Origin of the sequence: Tenacibaculum sp. HL-MS23 (assembly GCF_032463465.1) — a bacterium.
Taxonomy (GTDB): Bacteria; Bacteroidota; Bacteroidia; order Flavobacteriales; family Flavobacteriaceae; genus Polaribacter; species Polaribacter bernardetii.
On the sequence record NZ_CP135989.1, the window covers coordinates 1,902,040 to 1,924,073 of the forward strand.

General features: G+C 30.7%; 23 protein-coding genes, 1 tRNA gene and 1 pseudogene. 16 read left to right on the forward strand and 9 right to left on the reverse strand.

Annotated features, from left to right (window positions below):
- Positions 1–155 precede the first annotated feature (155 nt).
- The 3 genes from moaC to RRF68_RS08890 are packed head-to-tail and all read left to right on the forward strand — an operon-like array spanning position 156 to position 2,209.
- Entirely contained in the window at positions 156–632 is a 477-nt protein-coding gene (gene moaC, locus RRF68_RS08880; RefSeq protein ID WP_218771774.1) for a cyclic pyranopterin monophosphate synthase MoaC, read from the forward strand.
- Positions 625–1,740: an NTP transferase domain-containing protein gene (locus RRF68_RS08885; RefSeq protein WP_218771775.1), complete on the forward strand. Its 1,116-nt coding sequence runs from the start codon at positions 625–627 to the stop codon at positions 1,738–1,740. Before moaC ends, RRF68_RS08885 begins: the two co-directional genes overlap by 8 nt.
- Positions 1,733–2,209 carry a hypothetical protein gene (locus RRF68_RS08890; RefSeq protein WP_218771776.1) on the forward strand — a complete coding sequence of 159 codons (477 nt, stop codon included), beginning with the start codon at positions 1,733–1,735 and terminating at the stop codon, positions 2,207–2,209. Before RRF68_RS08885 ends, RRF68_RS08890 begins: the two co-directional genes overlap by 8 nt.
- A 49-nt stretch (positions 2,210–2,258) precedes the next feature.
- Here RRF68_RS08890 and rimK read toward each other — a convergent pair whose 3' ends face one another.
- The 3 genes from rimK to RRF68_RS08905 form a co-directional block, all read right to left on the reverse strand.
- Positions 2,259–3,629 (reverse strand): 30S ribosomal protein S6--L-glutamate ligase, encoded by a 1,371-nt coding sequence (rimK, locus tag RRF68_RS08895; RefSeq protein WP_218771777.1) that lies wholly within the window; start codon positions 3,627–3,629, stop codon positions 2,259–2,261.
- Positions 3,630–3,685: 56 nt separating this feature from the next.
- On the reverse strand, positions 3,686–4,099 hold the full coding sequence (locus tag RRF68_RS08900; protein ID WP_218771778.1) for a VOC family protein: 414 nt from the start codon (positions 4,097–4,099) through the stop codon (positions 3,686–3,688).
- Between the two features lie 93 nt (positions 4,100–4,192).
- Positions 4,193–4,531: a mechanosensitive ion channel domain-containing protein gene (locus RRF68_RS08905; protein ID WP_255554368.1), complete on the reverse strand. Its 339-nt coding sequence runs from the start codon at positions 4,529–4,531 to the stop codon at positions 4,193–4,195.
- A gap of 265 nt (positions 4,532–4,796) precedes the next feature.
- Between RRF68_RS08905 and RRF68_RS08910 the strand changes: the two genes are divergently transcribed.
- From RRF68_RS08910 to RRF68_RS08925, 4 genes are all read left to right on the forward strand, one after another.
- Positions 4,797–5,627, forward strand: a complete 831-nt coding sequence (locus RRF68_RS08910; RefSeq protein ID WP_218771780.1) for a universal stress protein — start codon at positions 4,797–4,799, stop codon at positions 5,625–5,627.
- A gap of 348 nt (positions 5,628–5,975) precedes the next feature.
- Entirely contained in the window at positions 5,976–6,305 is a 330-nt protein-coding gene (locus RRF68_RS08915; RefSeq protein WP_218771781.1) for a hypothetical protein, read from the forward strand.
- An 18-nt stretch (positions 6,306–6,323) separates the two neighbouring features.
- Complete coding sequence (locus RRF68_RS08920; RefSeq protein WP_315944122.1) at positions 6,324–6,698, forward strand: hypothetical protein; 375 nt, start codon at positions 6,324–6,326, stop codon at positions 6,696–6,698.
- Complete coding sequence (locus tag RRF68_RS08925; RefSeq protein ID WP_315944123.1) at positions 6,688–6,936, forward strand: hypothetical protein; 249 nt, start codon at positions 6,688–6,690, stop codon at positions 6,934–6,936. Before RRF68_RS08920 ends, RRF68_RS08925 begins: the two co-directional genes overlap by 11 nt.
- Positions 6,937–7,036: 100 nt before the next feature.
- On the opposite strand, the gene RRF68_RS08930 is transcribed toward RRF68_RS08925, so the two are convergent.
- Positions 7,037–7,118 (reverse strand) — tRNA-Leu (locus tag RRF68_RS08930).
- Between the two features lie 122 nt (positions 7,119–7,240).
- Between RRF68_RS08930 and RRF68_RS08935 the strand changes: the two genes are divergently transcribed.
- The 3 genes from RRF68_RS08935 to pth all read left to right on the forward strand — a co-directional run bounded on the left by RRF68_RS08935 (position 7,241) and on the right by pth (position 9,502).
- Positions 7,241–8,182, forward strand: a complete 942-nt coding sequence (locus tag RRF68_RS08935; protein WP_218771784.1) for a ribose-phosphate pyrophosphokinase — start codon at positions 7,241–7,243, stop codon at positions 8,180–8,182.
- Between the two features lie 24 nt (positions 8,183–8,206).
- On the forward strand, positions 8,207–8,803 hold the full coding sequence (locus RRF68_RS08940) for a 50S ribosomal protein L25/general stress protein Ctc (protein WP_218771785.1): 597 nt from the start codon (positions 8,207–8,209) through the stop codon (positions 8,801–8,803).
- A 132-nt stretch (positions 8,804–8,935) separates the two neighbouring features.
- Positions 8,936–9,502: an aminoacyl-tRNA hydrolase gene (gene pth, locus RRF68_RS08945; protein WP_315944124.1), complete on the forward strand. Its 567-nt coding sequence runs from the start codon at positions 8,936–8,938 to the stop codon at positions 9,500–9,502.
- A 71-nt stretch (positions 9,503–9,573) separates the two neighbouring features.
- On the opposite strand, the gene RRF68_RS08950 is transcribed toward pth, so the two are convergent.
- The 4 genes from RRF68_RS08950 to RRF68_RS08965 form a co-directional block, all read right to left on the reverse strand.
- Positions 9,574–10,023, reverse strand: coding sequence for a 6-carboxytetrahydropterin synthase (locus RRF68_RS08950; RefSeq protein WP_315944125.1), 450 nt, complete (start codon positions 10,021–10,023; stop codon positions 9,574–9,576).
- A gap of 107 nt (positions 10,024–10,130) precedes the next feature.
- Entirely contained in the window at positions 10,131–10,286 is a 156-nt protein-coding gene (locus RRF68_RS08955; protein WP_218771788.1) for a hypothetical protein, read from the reverse strand.
- 21 nt (positions 10,287–10,307) lie between these two features.
- Complete coding sequence (locus RRF68_RS08960) at positions 10,308–11,075, reverse strand: enoyl-CoA hydratase/isomerase family protein (protein WP_315944126.1); 768 nt, start codon at positions 11,073–11,075, stop codon at positions 10,308–10,310.
- A gap of 23 nt (positions 11,076–11,098) precedes the next feature.
- Positions 11,099–12,433 carry an MATE family efflux transporter gene (locus RRF68_RS08965; RefSeq protein WP_315944127.1) on the reverse strand — a complete coding sequence of 445 codons (1,335 nt, stop codon included), beginning with the start codon at positions 12,431–12,433 and terminating at the stop codon, positions 11,099–11,101.
- Positions 12,434–12,563: 130 nt separating this feature from the next.
- Here RRF68_RS08965 and RRF68_RS08970 point away from each other — a divergent pair, with 130 nt between their 5' ends.
- Entirely contained in the window at positions 12,564–13,358 is a 795-nt protein-coding gene (locus tag RRF68_RS08970; RefSeq protein WP_315944128.1) for a universal stress protein, read from the forward strand.
- Between the two features lie 134 nt (positions 13,359–13,492).
- On the opposite strand, the pseudogene mutS reads toward RRF68_RS08970, so the two are convergent.
- Positions 13,493–16,101: pseudogene (gene mutS / locus RRF68_RS08975) on the reverse strand (DNA mismatch repair protein MutS).
- 64 nt (positions 16,102–16,165) lie between these two features.
- Here mutS and RRF68_RS08980 point away from each other — a divergent pair.
- From RRF68_RS08980 to RRF68_RS09000, 5 genes are all read left to right on the forward strand, one after another.
- Complete coding sequence (locus RRF68_RS08980; protein ID WP_315944129.1) at positions 16,166–16,696, forward strand: RNA methyltransferase; 531 nt, start codon at positions 16,166–16,168, stop codon at positions 16,694–16,696.
- 314 nt (positions 16,697–17,010) lie between these two features.
- Positions 17,011–17,307: a GIY-YIG nuclease family protein gene (locus RRF68_RS08985; protein WP_315944130.1), complete on the forward strand. Its 297-nt coding sequence runs from the start codon at positions 17,011–17,013 to the stop codon at positions 17,305–17,307.
- 1,252 nt (positions 17,308–18,559) lie between these two features.
- Entirely contained in the window at positions 18,560–18,718 is a 159-nt protein-coding gene (locus RRF68_RS08990; protein ID WP_315944131.1) for a hypothetical protein, read from the forward strand.
- 51 nt (positions 18,719–18,769) lie between these two features.
- A complete protein-coding gene (locus tag RRF68_RS08995; RefSeq protein WP_315944132.1) occupies positions 18,770–20,737 on the forward strand; it encodes an ATP-binding protein in 1,968 nt (655 codons plus the stop codon).
- On the forward strand, positions 20,706–21,383 hold the full coding sequence (locus tag RRF68_RS09000; RefSeq protein ID WP_315944133.1) for a response regulator transcription factor: 678 nt from the start codon (positions 20,706–20,708) through the stop codon (positions 21,381–21,383). Before RRF68_RS08995 ends, RRF68_RS09000 begins: the two co-directional genes overlap by 32 nt.
- Positions 21,384–22,034 lie beyond the last annotated feature (651 nt).

Consider the following 22,034-nt stretch of genomic DNA (forward strand, 5'->3'; position numbering starts at 1 on the left):
TTCTCATAAAATCGAAAATTACTCGAAGTGACACTATCATATTAAAATGAAATAACAATTCAACATGTCAGTTCGATTGGTTTTATTGAAGTTCCGAAAACAACACAAATTGAATTTAAATCAGGAAGTACTTTTCCTGTAATTAAATATAAAAAATGAACAAATTCACGCACATAAACGAGCAGAATCAACCTAAAATGGTGAATGTTTCTGATAAGAAAATTACCAAGCGAACTGCGGTTGCAAAAGCTACGATGTTTTTAGGAGCTGAAATTATTTCTCATTTTAAAAATGAGGACTTAATTACTAAAAAAGGACCCGTTTTTCAAACCGCAATTATTGCTGGCATTCAAGCTGTAAAAAAAACATCTGATATTATTCCTATGTGTCATCCGTTATTAATTAACGGTGTAGATATTGATATAAATATTGTTGACGATGAACAATTAGAGGTTTTTTGTAAAGTAACTATCGAAGGAAAAACAGGTGTTGAAATGGAAGCTTTAACGGGCGCTTCTGCAACTTGTTTAACTATTTATGATATGTGCAAAGCCATCAATCAAAAAATGGTGATTAAAGAAGTAAAATTAGTAGAAAAAACTGGCGGTAAATCAGATATTAAAAATGGGTAAAAAACATCAAAAACACGCAAATATCACTAAAAAATTCAACGATAATTTTGCTACCAATGAAGTTGCTATTTTGGGAACTAAATGTGGAGTTATTGCTGATTTAGTTACAAAGGTTTCAACTAAATTATCAAACTATAACTTAGGGTATTTCGATGCTTCTCACGCAAAAGACCTTGATAAAAACATCGTAACCGAATATACCTTTCACCATGAAGGTAATTTACAAGTAAACACAACCTCAAGCGTTAATAAGTTTGAGCAACGTTTACAGTTTATTAATCATGATTTTGTGCTTATAAACGGGAATCATTACGAAGGTGCTAAACAAATTCTGATTCTAGATGATGAAAAAGAAGCTTCTATAGAAAAGAGATTAGATCAAATTACAAACATCCAATTTATTGTAAAACTAAATTCGGATACTAAGATTTTTGATTGTTTAATCGAAAAATTTCCACTGATAGAAAATACAACTTGTTACACGATTCATGATGTTGATAAAATTACAAATCACATTCATAATTTAATCAAAGAAAATATTGCTCCTGTTAAAGGGTTGGTATTAACTGGTGGAAAAAGTACCCGAATGGGAACAGATAAATCTGAATTAGATTATTATGGAAAACCTCAAAAAGAATACACAAAAGAACTCCTAGAAAACAATGCTTTAGAAACATTTTATTCTGTACAATTACCTTCTAAAAAACCAGCTGAAATTCACGACACTTTTTTAAATCTTGGTCCTTTTGGCGGAATTTGTTCTGCCTTTCAAAAAGATCCTAATTCAGCTTGGCTGGTAGTCGCTACAGATCTTCCTTTTGTAAATGATGAGTTAATTCAGTTATTATTACAAAAACGAAATCCGAGTAAAATAGCAACAGCAATTAAAGGGAAAAGCAAAGAATTTCCTGAGCCTTTAATTACCATTTACGAACCAAAGGCGTATACTAAATTACTACAATATTTAGCACAAGGATATTCATGTCCTCGTAAAGTGCTAATTAATTCTGATGTTGAAATTATTGAAATAGATGACCATTTGATTAGAAACATCAATACACCAGAAGAGTTTGAAACTGCTAAAAAGGAGATTAGTAAGTATGAATAAACTCATAATAATAAAAGGTGGCCAAAAACATTTTATCTTTAGGTTTATGGCTGCTATTCTTTATGCTTTTGCTGTTTTTATCATAGTGAAGTTTTTTATCAACACCTCAGTATCAACTGTCGAAAATTATACCATTTCCTTTTTACATATTCTAGAAATGGAAATTTATATTATAACACTTGCACTATTAGCTTCTGTTGTTAATAATCATCACTTTAATCTTAAAGAAAGTATATATCGTAAATATTACTCTGTTGGTCCTTTTGGTTATGGAAAATGGCAAACTATAAGTAAACTCACTTACACATCAATTTATTTAAATAATAATGATGTTTACGAGGTAATTATTTGGGATGAAAGTAATGACCGTTTTAAAATTTCATTTCATAACGAAGAGAATAATGCCATTGAAACTGCAAAATATGTAGCAGATAAGTTAAGTATCGACTATTATACTAGGAATGCATAATATTATAAATCGCTCATTTTATGTAAAATGAGCGATTTACATGAAGTAATTATTTTTTAGCTTTAAGCTTCTTTTCGATGGCTTCAATCATAATATTTGCAATATCTAAACCTGTTGCTCCTTCAATACCTTCTAAGCCAGGAGAAGAATTTACCTCTAATAATAACGGGCCTTTATTAGAGCGAATAATATCTACACCAGCAACTGGCAGGTCTAAAATTTTAGCCGCTTTAATTGCTAACTTTCGTTCATCAGAAGTTATTTTTATTTTAGATGCAGAACCTCCTTGGTGTATGTTTGCCCTAAACTCACCTTTTTCAGCTTGCCTTTGCATTGACGCCACTACTTTACCATTTACCACAAAACAACGTATATCTTGTCCGTTAGCTTCCTTAATAAATTCTTGAACAAGAATGTTTGTTTTAACACTTTTAAAAGCATTAATTACACTTTCTGCTGCCTTAGTTGTTTCTGCTAAAACTACACCTTTACCTTGGGTACTTTCTAATAACTTAATTATTAATGGCGCTCCGTTTACCATTTTAATAAGATCTTTTGTATCTAAAGGAGAGTTCGCAAAACCTGTAATAGGAACTTGTATATCGTTTTTAGCAAACAGCTGTGTAGCCAACAGTTTATCTCTTGATTGATTAATTGCATCTGCAGAATTTAAACAATAAGTTCCCATAGCATCAAACTGCCTTATTAAAGCACAGGCATAAAAAGTAACAGAAGGCTTAATACGAGGTATAATAGCATCAAACTCATCTATAATATTTCCACCACGGTAACGTATTTGAGGCTCTTTAGCATCAAATTTCATGTATGCTTGTTGCACATTAAGAAATACCATTTCATGACCTCTTAAACGACCAGCTTCCATGATACGCTTATTGCTAAAAAGATTTGGATTACTTGCTAATAAAGCTATTTTTAAACCTGTTTTTTCTTTCTTAAAAGTCGCATATTTTTCATCTAAATCTTCTTCACTAAAAGTTCCTGATAAATACGTTTCTGAAGCATTTACTAAGTAACCGTTTGACAGTGCTTCACGCCCCAACAACATTCTAAACTCCATAGAATCTCTGTTAGCAAGCGTTAATTCAATCTCAAAAGTTTCTGCACCTATAGTTATAGGTGTTTTTATTACAATACGTGGTTCTGAAATACCTGTTGAACTTTTTATTGAACGTTTTGAATGAATTTTAGATTCGCATGTTATACTAATACTTCTATTTTCTTGCAATGGATTAACATCAAAACGCACCCACTCTTCAGTATCTTTTAAAAACCTAGTGATATTATTAGCTTGTATTGATGATGTTTTTGCACCAGAATCTACTCTAGCTTTTATGGCTGGTATACTGAAAGATTTAAACGAACACCATTCTTCACTTCCTATTATTTTTAAATTATTCAATATTATATTTTTATTTAATGTAAAGGTTAAATTTATTCTTCTGCAAGCTAACCGATTTATAGCATAAACATTTCATTCTCTTCAATAAAACTTTTAAACTCTATTGTATAACCGTTAGGGTCTTTCACAAAAAAAGAAACATGTTCACCGTTTTTATCTTTTAAGAATGTTTTTGTGATAATAGTTTCTGACGACCAATGGTTAATTCTGTCATGCATTTTTTCCCATTCCTCAGCATCTAAAACAACCCCGAAGTGAAAAGATGGTAAAACATCTTTATCAAAAGTATAATTAGGTGATTCGAAATTAAATTTTTCTACTAAAACATATGTCAATTGGTTGTTAAATAAATTTATATCTAACCAATCACTGGTTTCCCTACCACAGTTTAAACCTAAATCTTCGGTATAAAATTTTTTAGTTTCCTTAATGTTTAAACAAGGAAGCGATAAGTGGAATATAGATGCCATAATTTTAAGCTTTTTTTTGGATACTCTTTCTGTTTTATAAATATACTATTTTAGCTATTTACTAAGAAGTAGACTTATTTCGAAAAATACAAATTATTTTTGATTTTGTATTAACTCAATACTTTTATAAAGTATTACTGTATTTGGTATTGTTATTTTTCTATTTCCCTCAGGGATATATAACATCACATAAAAACCAGTAATGTTTTTTACTTCACCTGTTAAATCATATTCTTTGTCTATAATTTTTATAGTATCACCGATACGCATTGGATGGTAAAAAAACAAAATTACACTAGCTGTTAAGTTAGATAAGATAGACCATTGTGCAAAAAAACCAACACCTAACACTGCTAAAATAGAAGATGCAAAAACACCTATTTGCTTAAATTCTATTCCTAAAATTATAAGAACTAAAAAAAATGCAAACACATAATAAATTAAGTAAAAAAGGTTAAGTATTATTTTTCTTCTATGCGGCTCTATAGCATTTTTAATTACATAACTTTTAGTTATTTTTTTAGTAAAAATAACTAACACAGAAAGCATTATTAGTAATATTAATAGCAGAATGTATTTGTTCAATAAAAAATTACTCATTATTGTTTTAATTGCAAAATTATGTTTTTATTTTTTTTTATAATTGATTTTATTTTAAAAAAATTACATTTGATAAACCAACTCTAATCAACTTGTTATGAAGAATATATTAATTCCATATAATTTTTCTGAAGAAGCTATTAATGCTTTAAACTATACTAAAAAACTTTTTAAAGGCTTAGATATTTGTATTTACTTATTAGATGTTTATATCGCTGAAAAGCCGCATTTATTAAGTTCTGAAAAAAGTGAAGAATGGTTTAATGAAATGGACAATGAGATTGAAGAAGAATCAAAGTACTTAATTGACATTCTTAATAAAGAAACGGAAAATTTCGAATATCAATTTATAATTAACTCAACTTCGTTAATAAAAGCAATTAAAGAGGTTGTTTCTGAAAAAAAAATAGATTTGATAATCTCTGGTACAAAAGGAGCCAAAAGTTTAAAAGAAACTTTTATTGGCACAAATACTATGAAAATTATTAACACTATTAATAACTGCCCAATATTAATGGTCCCAACCGACTACAAATACAAATTATTACATCAAATAGTATTTTCAACAAATTATAAAAGACCTTTTAATAATAAAGAATTAAAATCGTTACTTCAATTAAGTATTTTAAAAGATTGCCCGATTGAAGTTATAAACCTTTCTGAAGAATACACCTTAAATAGTAAACAAAAAGCACACAAAGTACAGTTAAGAGAAATTTTTAAAGACTTAGGCGTAGAATATAAAAAAATAGATTGGGATGATTCTGAAACTACAACTTTAGAAAATTATATAAAAGAAACTGATAGCGAATTATTAGTTTTAATAAATCATAAACATAATTTTTTTAATCGCCTATTAGAAGAAAATGTGATTAAAAAATCTGCTTTTCACAGTAAAATTCCTTTATTAATTTTGCCAGAGCTATAAATGACTTAATCATTAAAAAAACTTCCTGCTTTTTCCTCCACTAATCAACAATATTAATGAGTAAAAAAAAACTTGTAGCGTTTTTTTATTTTTATTGCATCTTAATTAAAATTTAAAAAAAAAGCATATATAATCATATGTTAATATTTTTTACAAAAAATGGCTTTAAACGGCTAAAACCCTAAAAAAAGCTAAAATACTCATCTTCAATAACAATTATGCAATTGCATTTTCCTTAAAGAAAAATAGGTATAAAACAATATTGTGCTATGATTTAATATTATTGTTCAATATATCATTATTAACTATGCCATAACTTTGATTTCTCTCAATAAATAGAGAAAAAAATTGGAGCTAGAAAAACTATTAGAAGAAACAAAGTCAAAAGCAATTTTCCTTTTAAAAGATAACGGAGAAACTATTGATTTTTACCCTAAAGAAAATAATTTGGGTGATTTACAAGACAAAATAACAGTGTTTAAAGCCACTATATTTAATATGAGTAATCACTTTTTTAGTAATTATTTTAAAACGAACCTGAAAGAGATTATACTTAAATCTGACAATGAAAACATTCTAATTATTAAACATAATGAATATATATTATGTTTCTTATCTGATAAAAACATAAACATAGGATTGCTTGAACTTATTTTGAAAAAAGAATTTAACTACTAACTATAAAACAAACAAAAAATGCAAGAAATTTTAGACAAATTGGTAACTAATGTAAAAGAAAATATCTCAGGATATATAGGAATCAGCGTTGCTGAAATGGCATCTGGTGAATCACTTATATCAGATTCTGCTTTAAGCGGTTTTGATCCTGCTTTAGCATGTGCATATAATGTAGAAATCATTAATGCAAAACGTAAGGCAATGAAAGCCCTTGGTTTAAACGAAGAATTAACTGACATTCACTTCAATTTAGAAACTCAAATACATATCATTAATATCTCTCCTAGCGGTGACTATTTTGTTTATTTAGCTGTTGATTCTAAAAAAGCGAATTTAGCGCTTACTAGAACACTTTTAAATAAGTATAAACAAGATTTAAATAATGAACTATAATGAAATTAGTTTAACTAATTATAATTTTGAGAACACATTTATTGATTTTATAAACTCTTATCAAGAAACTTATAAAACCAAAGTTCTACAAAATGCACCTGCCCCCCTAGAAGTGCAAAATAATACTTCAGAGAAAAGAGATATTAAAGCAATACTTGAAGATTTCTTTTTTTCTCCAAAATATGACAACGTTTTAGATGTTATAAGATTTGGAAATAAAAAAACTGTAGATGGCTAAAAAAGCAAGAAAAAATTCTCGCTTTTTTTATTCAAATTTATAAATCCAGTTTTTAAGTTATTAAAAAACCTCAACTATAAAGTTGAGGTTTTCCTTTGTGTACTCGAGGCGGGAATCGAACCCGCACTCTCGAAAGAACTGGATTTTGAATCCAGCGCGTCTACCAATTCCGCCACTCGAGCATTAAGTAGTGTGCAAATCTATAAAATATTTTAATTAATTCGTTTAAAAATAAGTTTTAAACTCTTAAAATAGTTTTACTTTTGCTGTAACAACAACACTAACTATAAATACATTTTTTTAAATGCCTGAAAATCAATTAATACCAAAAATTTTTGCTTGTTCTCAAAGTACTGACCTTGCTGAAAAAATTGCCAAAGAATACGGAGTAGCACTTGGTAATATAGAAACAACACATTTTAGTGATGGTGAGTTTCAGCCAGCTTTTGAAGAATCAGTAAGAGGTCGAAGAGTTTTTCTTATCGGATCAACATTTCCTTCAGCAGATAATTTAATGGAAATGTTATTAATGTGCGACGCTGCTAAGCGTGCTTCAGCAAGACATATTACAGCTGTTATGCCTTATTTTGGATGGGCTCGGCAAGACAGAAAAGACAAACCTCGTGTGGCTATTGGTGCTAAATTAGTAGCTAAGTTATTAGAAACCGCAGGTGCCACAAGAATTATGACCATGGATTTACATGCTGATCAAATACAAGGTTTCTTTGAAAAACCTGTAGATCATTTATTTGCTTCTACTATTTTTCTGCCATACATAAAAAGCTTAAACCTAGAAAACATAACAATTGCTTCTCCTGACATGGGAGGCTCTAAAAGAGCATACGCATACTCTAAATATTTAGAAAGCGATGTAGTAATTTGTTATAAGCAACGTGAAAAGGCCAATCTAATTTCTCATATGGAGTTAATTGGTGATGTAGAAGGTAAAAACGTAATTCTTGTTGATGACATGATTGATACAGGAGGAACACTTACTAAAGCTGCTAACTTAATGATAGAAAGAGGCGCGTTAAGCGTTCGTGCAATTTGTACACACCCCATCCTTTCTGGAGATGCCTATGAGAGAATTCAGAATTCTCAATTAACAGAGTTAATCGTTTCAGATACAATTCCTTTAAAAAAGAGTGTATCTAAAATAAAAGTGGTAACTTGCGCCACTTTATTCGCTGATGTGATGCATAAAGTTCATGACAATACATCTATTAGCGGACAATTTTTAATGTAAATAAATTTAATAAATAAAGAAGTAATGAAATCAATTACAATCAACGGATCACAAAGAGAAAGCGTAGGTAAAAAAGCAACTAAAGCCTTACGTAATGCTGGAAAGGTTCCTTGCGTATTATACGGAGGAAAAGAGGCAGTACACTTCTCAGCAGAAGAAAAATCATTCAAGCCTTTAGTATTTACTCCAGATGTATTTACTGCTACGATTGAATTAAACGGAACAAAATACAGTGCTGTTTTACAAGACATCCAATTTCACCCGGTAACAGACAGAATTTTACATGTAGATTTCTACCAAATCTTTGAAGACAAAGAGGTTACTATGGAAATCCCTGTACATTTAGTAGGTACTGCAAAAGGTATTATGTTAGGTGGGGCTTTACGTCACAACTTACGTAAGTTAAGAGTAAAAGCTTTACCAGCTAACTTACCTGACTTTATTGAAGCTAATATTACTAGATTAGAAATTGGTAATAAATTATATGTTACTGAGTTAAGAAATGATAACTACGCTTTATTACACCCAGACAACACAGTAGTTGCTCAAGTACGTATGTCTCGTAACGCAGCGAAAGCAGCAGCAGAAGGAGACGATGCTGAAGCTACTGCAGAAGCATAAGAAATTATACTGCATTTTTATAAAAGCGTTACCTTTGTGTAACGCTTTTTTTTATTTTTGTAATATTAGGTTTTAATACCTTTTTTTTTAAAAATAATTAAAATACACTCAACAGACACAGCGCAACATTCAATGAAAAAATTTTTAATTGTAGGTTTAGGTAATATTGGTGATAAATATGATAATACACGTCATAATATAGGTTTTAAAATAGTGGATGCCTTTGTAAAAGAGCATGATGCTAGTTTTGAAACTGAAAAACTAGGTGATATTGCCAAGTTAAAGATCAAAGGAAAAACAGTAATCGTTTTAAAACCTAATACTTATATGAATTTAAGTGGTAAAGCGGTAATGTATTGGATGCAACAAGAAAATATTCAGGTTGAAAACTTATTGGTAATTACCGATGATTTAAATATTGATTTCGGAAAACTACGTATAAAACCAAAAGGTAGTTCTGGCGGACATAACGGATTAAAAGATATTCAAGATAAATTTAACACCGGTGCGTATCCTCGTTTTCGTTTTGGTGTTGGTGCTGATTATGGCAGAGGTCGTCAAGTAGATTATGTATTAGGCGAATGGAACAAAGATGAAGAAAGCGAAATGATTGAACGCATACCAACTTCTGTTAACGCTATTACTTCTTTTATTACAGCCGGAATGGCAAATACAATGAATGAGTTTAACGGAAAGTAATTCTTTATAAAAACATAAAAGGCTCAGCATTAATTTAACGCTGAGTTTTTTTATTTTATTCTTTTCAAATACTAATTATCACTTGCAAACCACTCTGCAAAACTTGTATCAGTTTCTTGTAGTTTTATAGCATGGAGCTTAATGTTTTCTGGAAGTCTGTTTTTAATTTTTGCAGCAAAATCAATCACCATCATTTCACTTGTTGGTTGATAATCTACCAAAATAACATGATGATCTCTATCCTTTAATTCTTTAGCCAACTCAATATGAGGTGTGTTTTTATTAAATACGGTAGCATGATCAAAAACATCAACAATCTCTTCTTTTACAATTTTCTTTAAATCTGTAAAATCAATTACCATTCCGTATTTCACATTCGAGTTATCAGTAATAGGTTGCCCCATTACAGTTACAGAAAGCTTATAACTATGACCGTGAACATTTTTACATTTACCATCATAACCATATAAAGCATGGCCTGTTTCGAAACTAAATTGCTTTGTGATTCTAATATTACTCACTATCTTTTGTGTTTTTTATTACCTCTGTATTTATTGTAAAAATATACAATTGCTACTCCTGCTGCTAAAATGGCAAATAAATAATCTCCACCCATAATTTACGTTTTTTATTCGCCAAAAGTACGAATTTGTTTTGCAATTTTTGTTAATAACCATACGAAACCTATAGAAATAACTACTCCTACGGCTATTGATAATATCGGATTATGATAAATCCATCCACCTAATTCATATCCTATTTTATAACTTTCTGTTTCTTCCATCTGTTTACTTAAAAAAGATTTTTATTTTTTGAACTTTGCCAATGCTTTTTTAGTGAAGTCAGATAATACTAACTTACCCGACGTTTCGGCTCTTTCTATTAATAATTCTTGCCAGTGTTCAGTTCCTTTCCACAATGCACTTTTCATTTCTGATAATGCATCTGGATTATAAGAAGCCAATTTTTCAGTGAAAATTACTAACTCATTATCTAAATCGTTAATTGAATCAAAAACACGAGCATATAAGCCTTTCTCTTTTGCCCAATAAGCATTTTTCCAATTAGAAGCATCTAATGTTAATTCCGCCAAACCACTCACGCTAATTTTACGCTCTACGGCAGGCGCAATTACAAACGGACCAATACCTATTGTAAACTCAGATAGTTTAATAGAAGCATGCTCTGTTGCCAATACGTAATCACAAGCTGCTGCTAAACCAACTCCGCCGCCAACAGTTTTTCCTTGCACACGCCCTACAATTAATTTAGAACAACGGCGCATTGCATTTAGCACGTTTGCAAAACCTGAAAAGAACTGTTTTCCATCTTCCAAATTGTCAATTGCAACTAGCTCATCAAAAGAAGCACCCGCACAAAAAGCACGATCTCCTTCAGATTTTAACACCACAATCGCCACGGCTTCATTAACTGATAATTTATCGAACTCGTTTGCTAAACGTGCTAATAACTCACTCGGAAACGAATTACTTGCCGGATGCCCGAATTCAATAGTCGCTATTTTATTTTCTATATGAGTATACAAACTTCCGTTTTCTCTTGTTGTGGTCATACTTAATTATTTTAATTTCAAAATTACAATTTTTGTGATCGTGATAAAAACGTATTTCTAAATTTAAAAATTAAGGGTACTCCACGAGCAATTATCCAAGCAAAAAAAGCTATCCAAATAGCATGCAATTTATAGTCTACCGAATCAAAAAATAATAAAACCGGAATAAAAACTAATCCTGTTGAAAGTAATAATACATTTCTTAAATATTTCATTTCTCCCATTCCCTTAAACATTCCGTCGTAAATAAAGGCTATCGAACAAATTGGCTGCATTACTAAAATAATCCAAAACGTATTATAAAACTCTGTTAACACCTCTTGTTCTTGCGTAAAAATATTTCCTATAAAATTATAAAAACCGAATCCTACAAGTGCCAAAAAACTACCAAATGCAAAACCATAAATAATAAGCTTATTACCTAGTTTAACCAAATTCGTAAAATCCTTTGCGCCTAATAATTTTCCTGATAATATATTTCCTGCGGATGAATAACCATCAATCATAAAGGCGCCCATTAACCATAAATTAAGTCCGATTGTATAAGCGGCGATATATTCTTTTCCGTAAGAAGCAGCATAAGAAGTCGCAAAATACAATGCTGTATTTAAAGCGATCGTACGCACAAATAGGTTTAAAATCATGTTTATAAACCTCGGAATTTCTTTGTTAAAAGGCAATTTTAGTTTTAGTGAAATTTCGGTTTTTGTTAATAATAAATATCCAGAAATAAGTGCCATAACAACTTGTGCAATTACACTTGCATAGGCAGCTCCTGTAATATTCATTGCGGGGATATAACCATCAATACCGTATACCAAAACAACATCAAATATTATATTTACACCAGTACCAATAATGGCAATTAACATCGGGTAATAGGTGTTTTGTAAACCTCTAAAAGTACCAAAAACAGCAATTACAAATAGCGTAAACGGAAAACCAAAAACACGTATTTTGTAATATTCAATCGCATATTCTAAAATAGTACCTGAAGCATTGTAAAACTGGAATATTTCTTTCGTAAACGGATAACTGATTCCTAAAATAATTAAACTAGTAATTAATATTATAACAATAGCTTGTGCTGGTAAATTTTTAACCTCCTCTAATTTATTTGCCCCAACATATTGTGAAATGATAGACGAAATTCCGCTACGAGCTTGCCCGAAAACCCAAATAAGCATCGATAAAAAAGCACCTACAATTCCGATTGCAGCAATACTTTCTGTAGCATTGAAATCAATATTTCCTACAATTGCCAAATCTGTCGTAGATAATAAAGGCTCAGCAACTCCTGCTATTAAAGCCGGAAAAGCTAGTTTATTTATTCTTTTAAAACCTATATCGTAACTCATACTTTTTTATTATCAGCAAAAGAACAGCTATTATAGTACATAAAGAAGCAAATTACTTAAATTAACGTATTTTAAATATCTTTGTATATTACTAACCATATCAACACTTTAAAACTACTAAAAACATTTTATGAAACATCTATTAGTTCCTATTGGCTCAACAGACAACTCAATAAACACCTTGCAATATGCCATAGATTTTGCTGAAGCTGTGAATGCAAAAGTATTTGTAATGCGCGCTTATAAAGTATTATCTAAAGCGGGTACGTTTGTAAATGCGGATGACACCATGCAGCGAGAAACCAATTTATATTTACGCACAATGATTAATGCTGTTGATAGAAAAAATGTAACTATAAAAATGATTTCTGCTAAAGGAAATGTGTTAGAAAGTATTACTTCTATAAACAGAGAATTAAATATCGATTTAATTATTATGGGACCTAAAAGTAATTCTATTAAAGAAGAAATGTTTTTAGGAAGTACCTCTGGTAGTATTTTAAAACAAACTGACATTCCTATGTTAGTTATTCCTGAAGGATATAAATTCTCTCCTATAAAATCTGTTTTAACAGCTTTTAAATCGGGGGTTATGAATAAAAAAAATGTATTAGATCCGTTGCATAAAATTTTAGAAACTTTTGTTGCTTCATCTAATTTATTGTTGGTAAAAACACCTGATTATACCGAAGAAGATTTAGTTTTAGATAGCGAATTAAAAAGAGGCCAAAATAATTTAACAGTTACAGAAAACGCAACTACTTTTCTAGGAGTTTTAGAGCATTTTCAATCTCATAATCCTGATTTATTATGTGTTTTTAGAAGAAAACGAGGGTTTTTTCAAAAATTATGGGAAAAAAACTCGATTCAAAAAAAGGAGTTTAACTGTAATGTTCCTGTTTTAGTTTTAAGGGGGAAGTTATAATATTAACAAACTGTTTAGAGAGTTTCTAAAACGTCATTCTGAACTTGTTTCAGAATTAAATCATACCGATAACCAATTTGTGTGAGAACCTGAAATAAATTCAGGTTGACGGAAATTTATCTTTCTAAACAGTTTTATTTTTTCACCAACATTCGCTTAATTTCATTCAGCTTCATTAAAGCTTCTATTGGCGTAAGAGTATCAATATTTGTCGCTAAGATTTCGTCACGAATATCTTCTAACAAAGGATCATCTAACTGAAAGAAACTCATTTGCATATCTTCGTGTTGGCTATCTTTTAAAACCTCTTTCACTTCTTTATGAGCGTTATTTTCTTCTAATTTTTTAAGAATTTTTTGCGCTCTACTAATTACCAAATTAGGCATTCCTGCAAGCTTCGCAACATGAATACCAAAACTATGATTACTACCACCCGCAACCAATTTACGTAAGAAAATAATACTATCTTTTAATTCTTTTACTGATACATTAAAGTTTTTAATTCGCTTAAATGTACTTGTCATTTCATTTAACTCGTGATAATGCGTAGCAAATAACGTTTTCCCTTTTGATGGATGCTCGTGTAAATATTCGGCAATAGCCCAAGCAATTGAAATTCCGTCGTAAGTAGAAGTTCCTCTACCAATTTCATCTAACAATACTAAACTACGTTCAGAGATATTATTTAAGATTGATGCTGTTTCGTTCATTTCAACCATAAAGGTAGATTCTCCCATCGAAATATTATCACTCGCTCCTACTCTGGTAAAAATTTTATCAACAATACCAATTCGGGCATTCTGAGCCGGAATATAACTTCCCATTTGTGCTAATAAAACAATCAAAGCTGTTTGGCGTAATATTGCCGATTTACCCGACATATTGGGACCCGTAATCATGATTATTTGTTGGTGATTACGATTTAACACCACATCGTTTGCAATATATTCTTCGCCAATTGGCAATTGTTTTTCTATTACTGGGTGTCGTCCATTTTTAATTTCGATATCTGTGCTGTCATCCATCATCGGACGCACATAGTTGTTATCTATCGCCAATTTAGCAAACGACAATAACACGTCTATCTTTGCAATATTTTGAGCATTTTGCTGTACTGGCTTTACAAAACCAATAATAAACTGCACTAGTTTCGTAAAAATATCTGCTTCTAATTGCTGAATTTTTTCTTCGGCTCCTAATATTTTTGTTTCGTATTCCTTTAACTCTTCGGTAATATAACGCTCAGCATTTACCAAAGTTTGCTTACGAATCCACTCTTCAGGAACTTGATCTTTATACCTATTTCGAACCTCAATATAATAACCAAAAACGTTGTTAAAAGCTATTTTTAAACTCGTAATACCCGTTCGTTCTATTTCACGAGCCAACATTTCATCTAAATATTCTTTACCTGAATTAGAAATACTTCGTAGTTCATCTAACTCGGCAGAAACACCGTTTGCAATAGCGTTTCCTTTACTAATATTTACAGGCGCTTCCTCTAAAACTGAAGTTGTTATTTTATCAATTAATAGTTTACAATCGTGTAATTGCTTTCCTATTTCTTGTACTGTTTTGTTATTCGTTTTTTCTGCGGATGTTTTTATCGGTAGAATAGCTTTTAACGAGTTTTTTAATAAGATAACCTCTCTCGGAGAAACCTTACCCGTGGCTACTTTCGAAATCAACCTTTCGATATCTGAAACCTGATTTAATTGATACGCAACGGTTTCGAAAAAAGCATCATTATCTATTAAAAACTTTACCAACTCATGGCGTTTTTTAATCTGCTCTAAATCTTTTAACGGTAATGCTAACCAACGTTTTAACAAACGCCCTCCCATAGGAGAAATTGTTTTATCAATTACGTTTAATAACGAAACAGCATTTACATCGTTTCCGCCGTACAACTCTAAGTTTTTAACGGTAAAACGGTCCATCCACACATAATTATCTTCAGCAATTCTGCTTATCGATTGAATATGCTCTATTTTATTGTGTTGTGTTTCTGATAAATAATGCATCGCCGCCCCACCCGCAACAATACCTTGTTCTAATTCTTCAACTCCAAATCCTTTTAAGTTTTTAACCTTAAAATGATTGCTTAATAATTCGTTTCCGTATTCCTTTTGAAAAACCCAATCTTCTAAATAAAAAGTATGAAAACGATTGGTGAACAATTCTAAAAATCGCTGTTTATTTTTTTCTCAACCAAAACTTCACTTGGCGTAAAGTTTTGCAGCAGTTTATCGATATACTCTTCGCTTCCTTGCGCAATTAAAAACTCTCCTGTAGAAACATCTAAAAATGAAACACCTAATTTCTTTTTACCAAAATGTATTGCAGCTAAAAAATTATTTGACTTCGATTGTAATACCTCATCATTTAAAGCAACACCAGGAGTAACCAATTCGGTAACACCACGTTTTACAATCGTTTTTGTCATTTTAGGATCTTCTAGCTGATCGCAAATAGCAACACGTAAACCCGATTTTACTAATTTAGGCAAATAGGTATTTAACGAATGATGCGGAAAACCAGCCAAAGCAGTTTCGCTTTCACTACCAGCACCTCTTTTTGTTAAAATAATTCCTAAAATATTAGATGCTTTTACAGCGTCTTCACCAAAGGTTTCGTAGAAATCTCCCACTCTAAACAGTAACATTGCATCCGGATATTTAACTTTAATTCCGTTGTATTGTTGCATTAGTGGAGTCACCTTTTTTGCCTTTGTTTTTGCCAACTTTTTAGATTTTTTCAATTAGTTTTGCGAAGATAAATATTCGATTTTAAAGTTAACATTATTTATGAGAAAACTAAAAAATAGTGAGTTAGGTAGAATTACGGTTGATGAGTTTAAACAAACCGAAAAAACACCCATCATTGTCGTGTTAGATAACATCCGTAGTTTAAATAATGTAGGATCGGTTTTTAGAACTTCGGATGCTTTTTTGATTGAAAAAATATATCTCTGTGGAATTACCGCAACTCCGCCGAATAAAGAAATTCATAAAACAGCGTTAGGAGCTACTGAATCTGTTGCTTGGGAATATGTTGAAAACACGATTGAGTTGGTTAAAAAACTTAAACAAGATAACGTTAAAGTATTAGCCATCGAGCAAGCTGAGAATAGTACGAAGCTAAATAGATTCACTCCCGATGCTAACCAGAAATACGCTGTAGTAATGGGTAATGAAGTAAAAGGAGTACAACAAGAAGTTGTTTCTGCTGCTGATTTTTGTATTGAAATTCCGCAATTAGGTACTAAACATTCTTTAAACATCTCTGTTAGTTGCGGCGTTGTACTTTGGGATTTATTTAATAAGATGACTTCATAGTATGTCATTACGAAGAGGAACGAAGTAAACTCTGTAACTAGAACTCAAAAGTTAAAGATTACTTCGTGCCTCGCAATGACGTAAAAGGTTTAAATCGCAATGACAAAAATACAGCACGTCATTACGAAAGAGGTATGAACGAAGTAATCTCAACATTCAGAACTCAAAAGCCTAAGATTACTTCGTGCCTCACAATGACGGTAATACAAAATCATAGCACGTTATTACGAGGAGGAATGACGAAGTAATCTCACAATTTAGAATACACAAACTAAAAATTGCTTTATACTTTACAATAATGTAAATTGTAAAGCATGAAAAACCCGTATGTTTATTTTCTAACCAATAAAAACAATACCGTTATTTATATCGGAGTAACATCAAACTTAATAAAAAGAATTCAAGAGCATAAAACAGGAAAGCATAAAGGGTTTTCATTCAAATATAACTGTAACAAATTAGTCTATTTCGAAGAATTTACTTCTATAAACGATGCTATTACTAGAGAAAAACAATTAAAATCAGGGAACAGGAAAAGCAAAGAAGATCTAATTAATGAGGAAAACCCTAATTGGTTAGATTTATCCGAGGATTGGCTGTTTAATTTCTAACGTCATTACGAAGAGGAACGACGAAGTAATCTCTCCGTTTAGAACTCAAAAGTTAAAGATTGCTCCGTGCCTCGCAATGACGAAAGGTTAAAAAGCAATGACGAAAACACAAAACACAGCACGTCATTACGAGGAGGAACGAAGTAATCTCTTCATTCAGAAAACATAACTAACAAATTGCTTCGTGTGTCGCAATGACGAGGAAAATTAAATTCGAAATGACGGAAATACAAAATAACACGTCATTACGAGGAAGAATGACGAAGTAATCTCAACATTCAGAACGCAAAAGTTACAGATTGCTTCGTGCCTCGCAATGACGAGGAAAATTAAATTCGAAATGACGGAAATACAAAATAACACGTCATTACGAGGAAGAATGACGAAGTAATCTCAACATTCAGAACGCAAAAGTTACAGATTGCTTCGTGCCTCGCAATGACGAGGAAAATTAAATTCGAAATGACGGAAATACAAAATAACACGTCATTACGAGGAAGAATGACGAAAGGTTAAAAAACAATGACGAAAACACAAAACACAGCACGTCATTACGAGGAGGAACGAAGTAATCTCTTCATTCAGAACGCAAAAGCTACAGATTGCTTCGTGCCTCGCAATGACGTAAAAGGTTTAAATCGCAATGACGAAAATACAAAAAAGCACGTCATTACGAGAGAGGTACGAACGAAGTAATCTCAACATTCAGAACGCAAAAGCTACAAATTGCTTCGTGCTTCGCAATGACGTAAAAGGTTAAAAAACAATGACAAAAACACAAAACACAGCACGTCACTACCAGGAAGAATGACGAAGTAATCTCTTCATTCAGAACGCAAAAGTTACAGATTGCTTCGTGCCTCGCAATGACAAAAGGTTTAAATCGCAATGACGAAAACACAAAACAGCACGTCATTACGAGAGAGGAACGAATGAAGTAATCTCTTCATTCAGAACTCAAAAGTTATAGATTGCTTCGTGCCTCGCAATGACAAAAGGTTTAAATCGCAATGACGAAAACACAAAACAGCACGTCATTACGAGAGAGGAACGAATGAAGTAATCTCTTCATTCAGAACTCAAAAGTTATAGATTGCTTCGTGCCTCGCAATGACGAAAGGTTAAAAACGCAATGACACACAGAAGACAACATCATAAAAAGCAGTTAATTCTTTGTGTTTTTATTTTAAACATCTTAATTTAGTTGCCTTAATTAGTCCCCCACTAAAATTTTAAATTAAAAACTATTACTATGGAAAACAAAAATTTAGAAGAAGTGGCAATGACTTTAAGCCCAGATACAGATAACCCAAAAACAGGTGGAGGAAACGATACTGGTGGCATTGGCAGTGGAGGAACAGGAGGCACCGGTGGTGGTGGTACTGGTGGTCAAGGTGGTGATGGTAAATAAACTTATATTATAACACCTTGTTTAAAACAAGGTGTTATTTTATTTTATTTTATGACTAAATATTTTCTTTTGTTTTCTTTTGTTTTCTTTATTCAATTTTCTTTTTCACAAAATAGAGAGGTAGATTCTGTTAATTTCTATTTAAAAAAGGTAAATAATGTTTATGGCCCAAAAAACATTCCTTTGCTTAAAAAAGCAATTTTTTTTGCTAGTGGATCTGGTATTGATTCTTTAATAAAAAAAACTAATTTTCTATTAGGTATTAATTCTTATTTTAGTAAATCAACTGAAGATCTTCTTTTTGCTAATAAAAACATTAATAAACTTTTTTTAAAAACCAAAGATTCTACTTTACTAGCAAAACACCTACATTTTAAAGCTTTAGAACAAAAAATTTTATTAAACATTGATAGTGCTTTTTTTTATTATCAGCAATCTAAAAATATCTCAAAAAATTTAAAAGACTCTTTAGCTGTAGGAAGTCGTTTACTAAGCCTTTCTTATTTGCAAAGCCAAGCAAGAGATTATTTAGGTGGTGAAATAAGTGCTATAGAAGCCTTACAATATATAGAACCTATAAAATCGAATAAATATTTAGAAAGAATTTACAATTACTTAGGTATTGTTTCTGAAAAACTAAATCAAAAAAAAGAAGCTTTATTTTATTATAATAAAGCATTAATTTATAATAAAATAAACAATAACAATATTGGGTTTTTATATATTATAAATAACTTAGGTCTTCTTTATCAAAATCAAAACAACCACCAAAAAGCTATACCCTATTTTAAAAAAGGATTAGCCTTTGATAGTATTAAAGAAAAACACCCAATACAATACGCTTTACTATTAGAGAATTTAGCCTATAGTAGTTATCAATTAGGAAATAAAAAAAATACTTTAAATCAATACAAAGAAGTATTAAATATTAGAGAAAACAATAATAATCTTAGTAATGCTAGTATTACACTTATAAATATATCTAACTATTACAAAGATATTAATCAAAATAAAAAGGCACTCTTTCATTCAAATAAAGCATTAAAATATGCCGAACTTACCCATAACAATGAAAAATGGCTAGAAGCTTTAAAGAATCTTTCAAACTTAACAACAGGTAAGCAATCAATAAACTACTTACAACAATACATTAAACTTAATGATAGCTTGTTTACTAAAGAGCGTCAACTAAAAAATCAGTTTGCTAAAATTAGGTACGAAACTGATAAAAAAGAAAAAGAAAACACTGTTTTAAAATCTGATAATGAGAAGAAGGAAGTAGAAATTGTGTACCACAAACAACAAAAAACTATTGGCTGGTTGGCGGCTGCAAGTGGCTTGTTATTATTTGGTGTGAGCATCTTATTTTTCTTCTTTAGAAAAAGAAAACTATTATACTTGGCGCAGTTAGAAAGAGTACGAGCTAGGGAACACGAGCGACAGCAAATTGCAAAATCATTGCACGATGAGGTGGCTGGAGATTTGCGTTTATTACATCAAAAATTAGAAAAATCTAATTTATTAGAAGAAGCAAAAAAACTTGATACTGTTAAAGAAAACGTACGTAATTTATCGCACCAATTAAGTAGTATTAGTTTTGGTAAAGTTTCTTTTAAAGACCAAATAATTAACTTAGTAAGCGATTATTTCGAACTAGATTTTAGAATAACTGTTGCAGGTTTACAGGAAAACCAATGGCATACCATAAACGATGCTATTAAACGCTTACTATATTTAAGCACTCGAGAAAGTATTCAAAACAGTAAAAAATACGCACAAGCAAGTAAAATAAGTATCGATTTTACAGTACATAAAAAATATGTACATTTGACTATTACTGATAATGGTATTGGTTTTGATACCGCTATTAGTAAAAAAGGAATTGGTTTACAAAATTTACAAGAACGTGTTGAAGAGTTAAATGGAACTCTAAACATTGAAAGCGAAAAAGGTAACGGAACCAAAACTAGCATACAAATCCCCATAAATGTCTGGACAAACAAAAATACTTTTAGTTGATGACCATCAATTAATTATCGAAGGAATTATTTCTTATCTAAAAGATATCGATAATTTAGAAATAGAAACCGCAAATTCTTGTGATGAAGCCTTTTCTAGAATAAAAACAACACTTCATAGCAATCCATTTCATATTGTTTTTACTGATTTAAGTTTCGATAACAATAACGGAAATGTTATTTTAGATGGAGGTGAGGCTTTAATAAAAGCTATTAAAAACGAAGGAATCAATATAAAAACTGGAGTAATTACTGGTCATTCAGAAACCAATCGTGTTTTTAATGTTATTCATAATTTAAATCCGTCTGCTTATATTTTAAAAGGAAATTGCAGTACAGATGAATTAACCTTTGCTATTCAAAAAATGTTAAAGGATGAAATATATTATACACATGAAATACATCAAAAACTTTTAAAAAGAGCATTAGTTGAAATTCAAATGGATGATGTTGCTATTCAAATTTTAAAAGAACTGCCAAACCATGCTAAAATTGCAAATTTAGAGGGTGTTGTAAAAAAAATTGACGGTTCTTTAGTTAAAGTTCGCTCTATAGAAAGTAAACTAGCAAAACTTCGAACCGATTTACAAGCACATAACAATACCGACTTAGTACTAAAAGCTAAGGAATTAGGTATTGTAGATTAATTTTTGCGGTAATTTACACTTTTTACTGCGGTAATCCCCTACACAAAGCAAAATAAGCAATATATATTTGCTGTAGAATTTAATATTCTATGGGAAGATTCTGAAAAAGAAACAATTTGTAAAAAACACCTATCACTGCTATTGATAGGTGTTTTTATTTTTAATAAGTAACAAAAATAGCATTGCGGTAATACACATTTTTTATTGCGGTAATCCCTTTTATAGAATAAAAAAAGCACTATATATTTGTCATATCAGATTTCGTGAATATGGGGATATAACGAAAGATGGTATTTAAGGGATAAACTAAACCTTCTAGAAAACTCTAGAAGGTTTTTTTCATAAACAACTAAAAAACAACTACTTATTCGGAAAACCACATTTTTTCTTACGGTAATCCCTTTCTAAAATAAAATAGCCACTATACATTTGTAATGTTCTTTTGAACAAAACTTAAGGGGTATTAATTAATAACTTAAAAAAATGGGGATTTTTTTACTTAAAAAAACTACAGTGATTTTAAACGACTTTTTATCAACTTTATCTGAACTAGGTAAAGGTGCTGGGTATGCTTTAAAACATTAGTAGCAATTAAAAATGGGATAAAAACCTTCTTGATAAAATTATCAAGAAGGTTTTTTATTTGCCAAA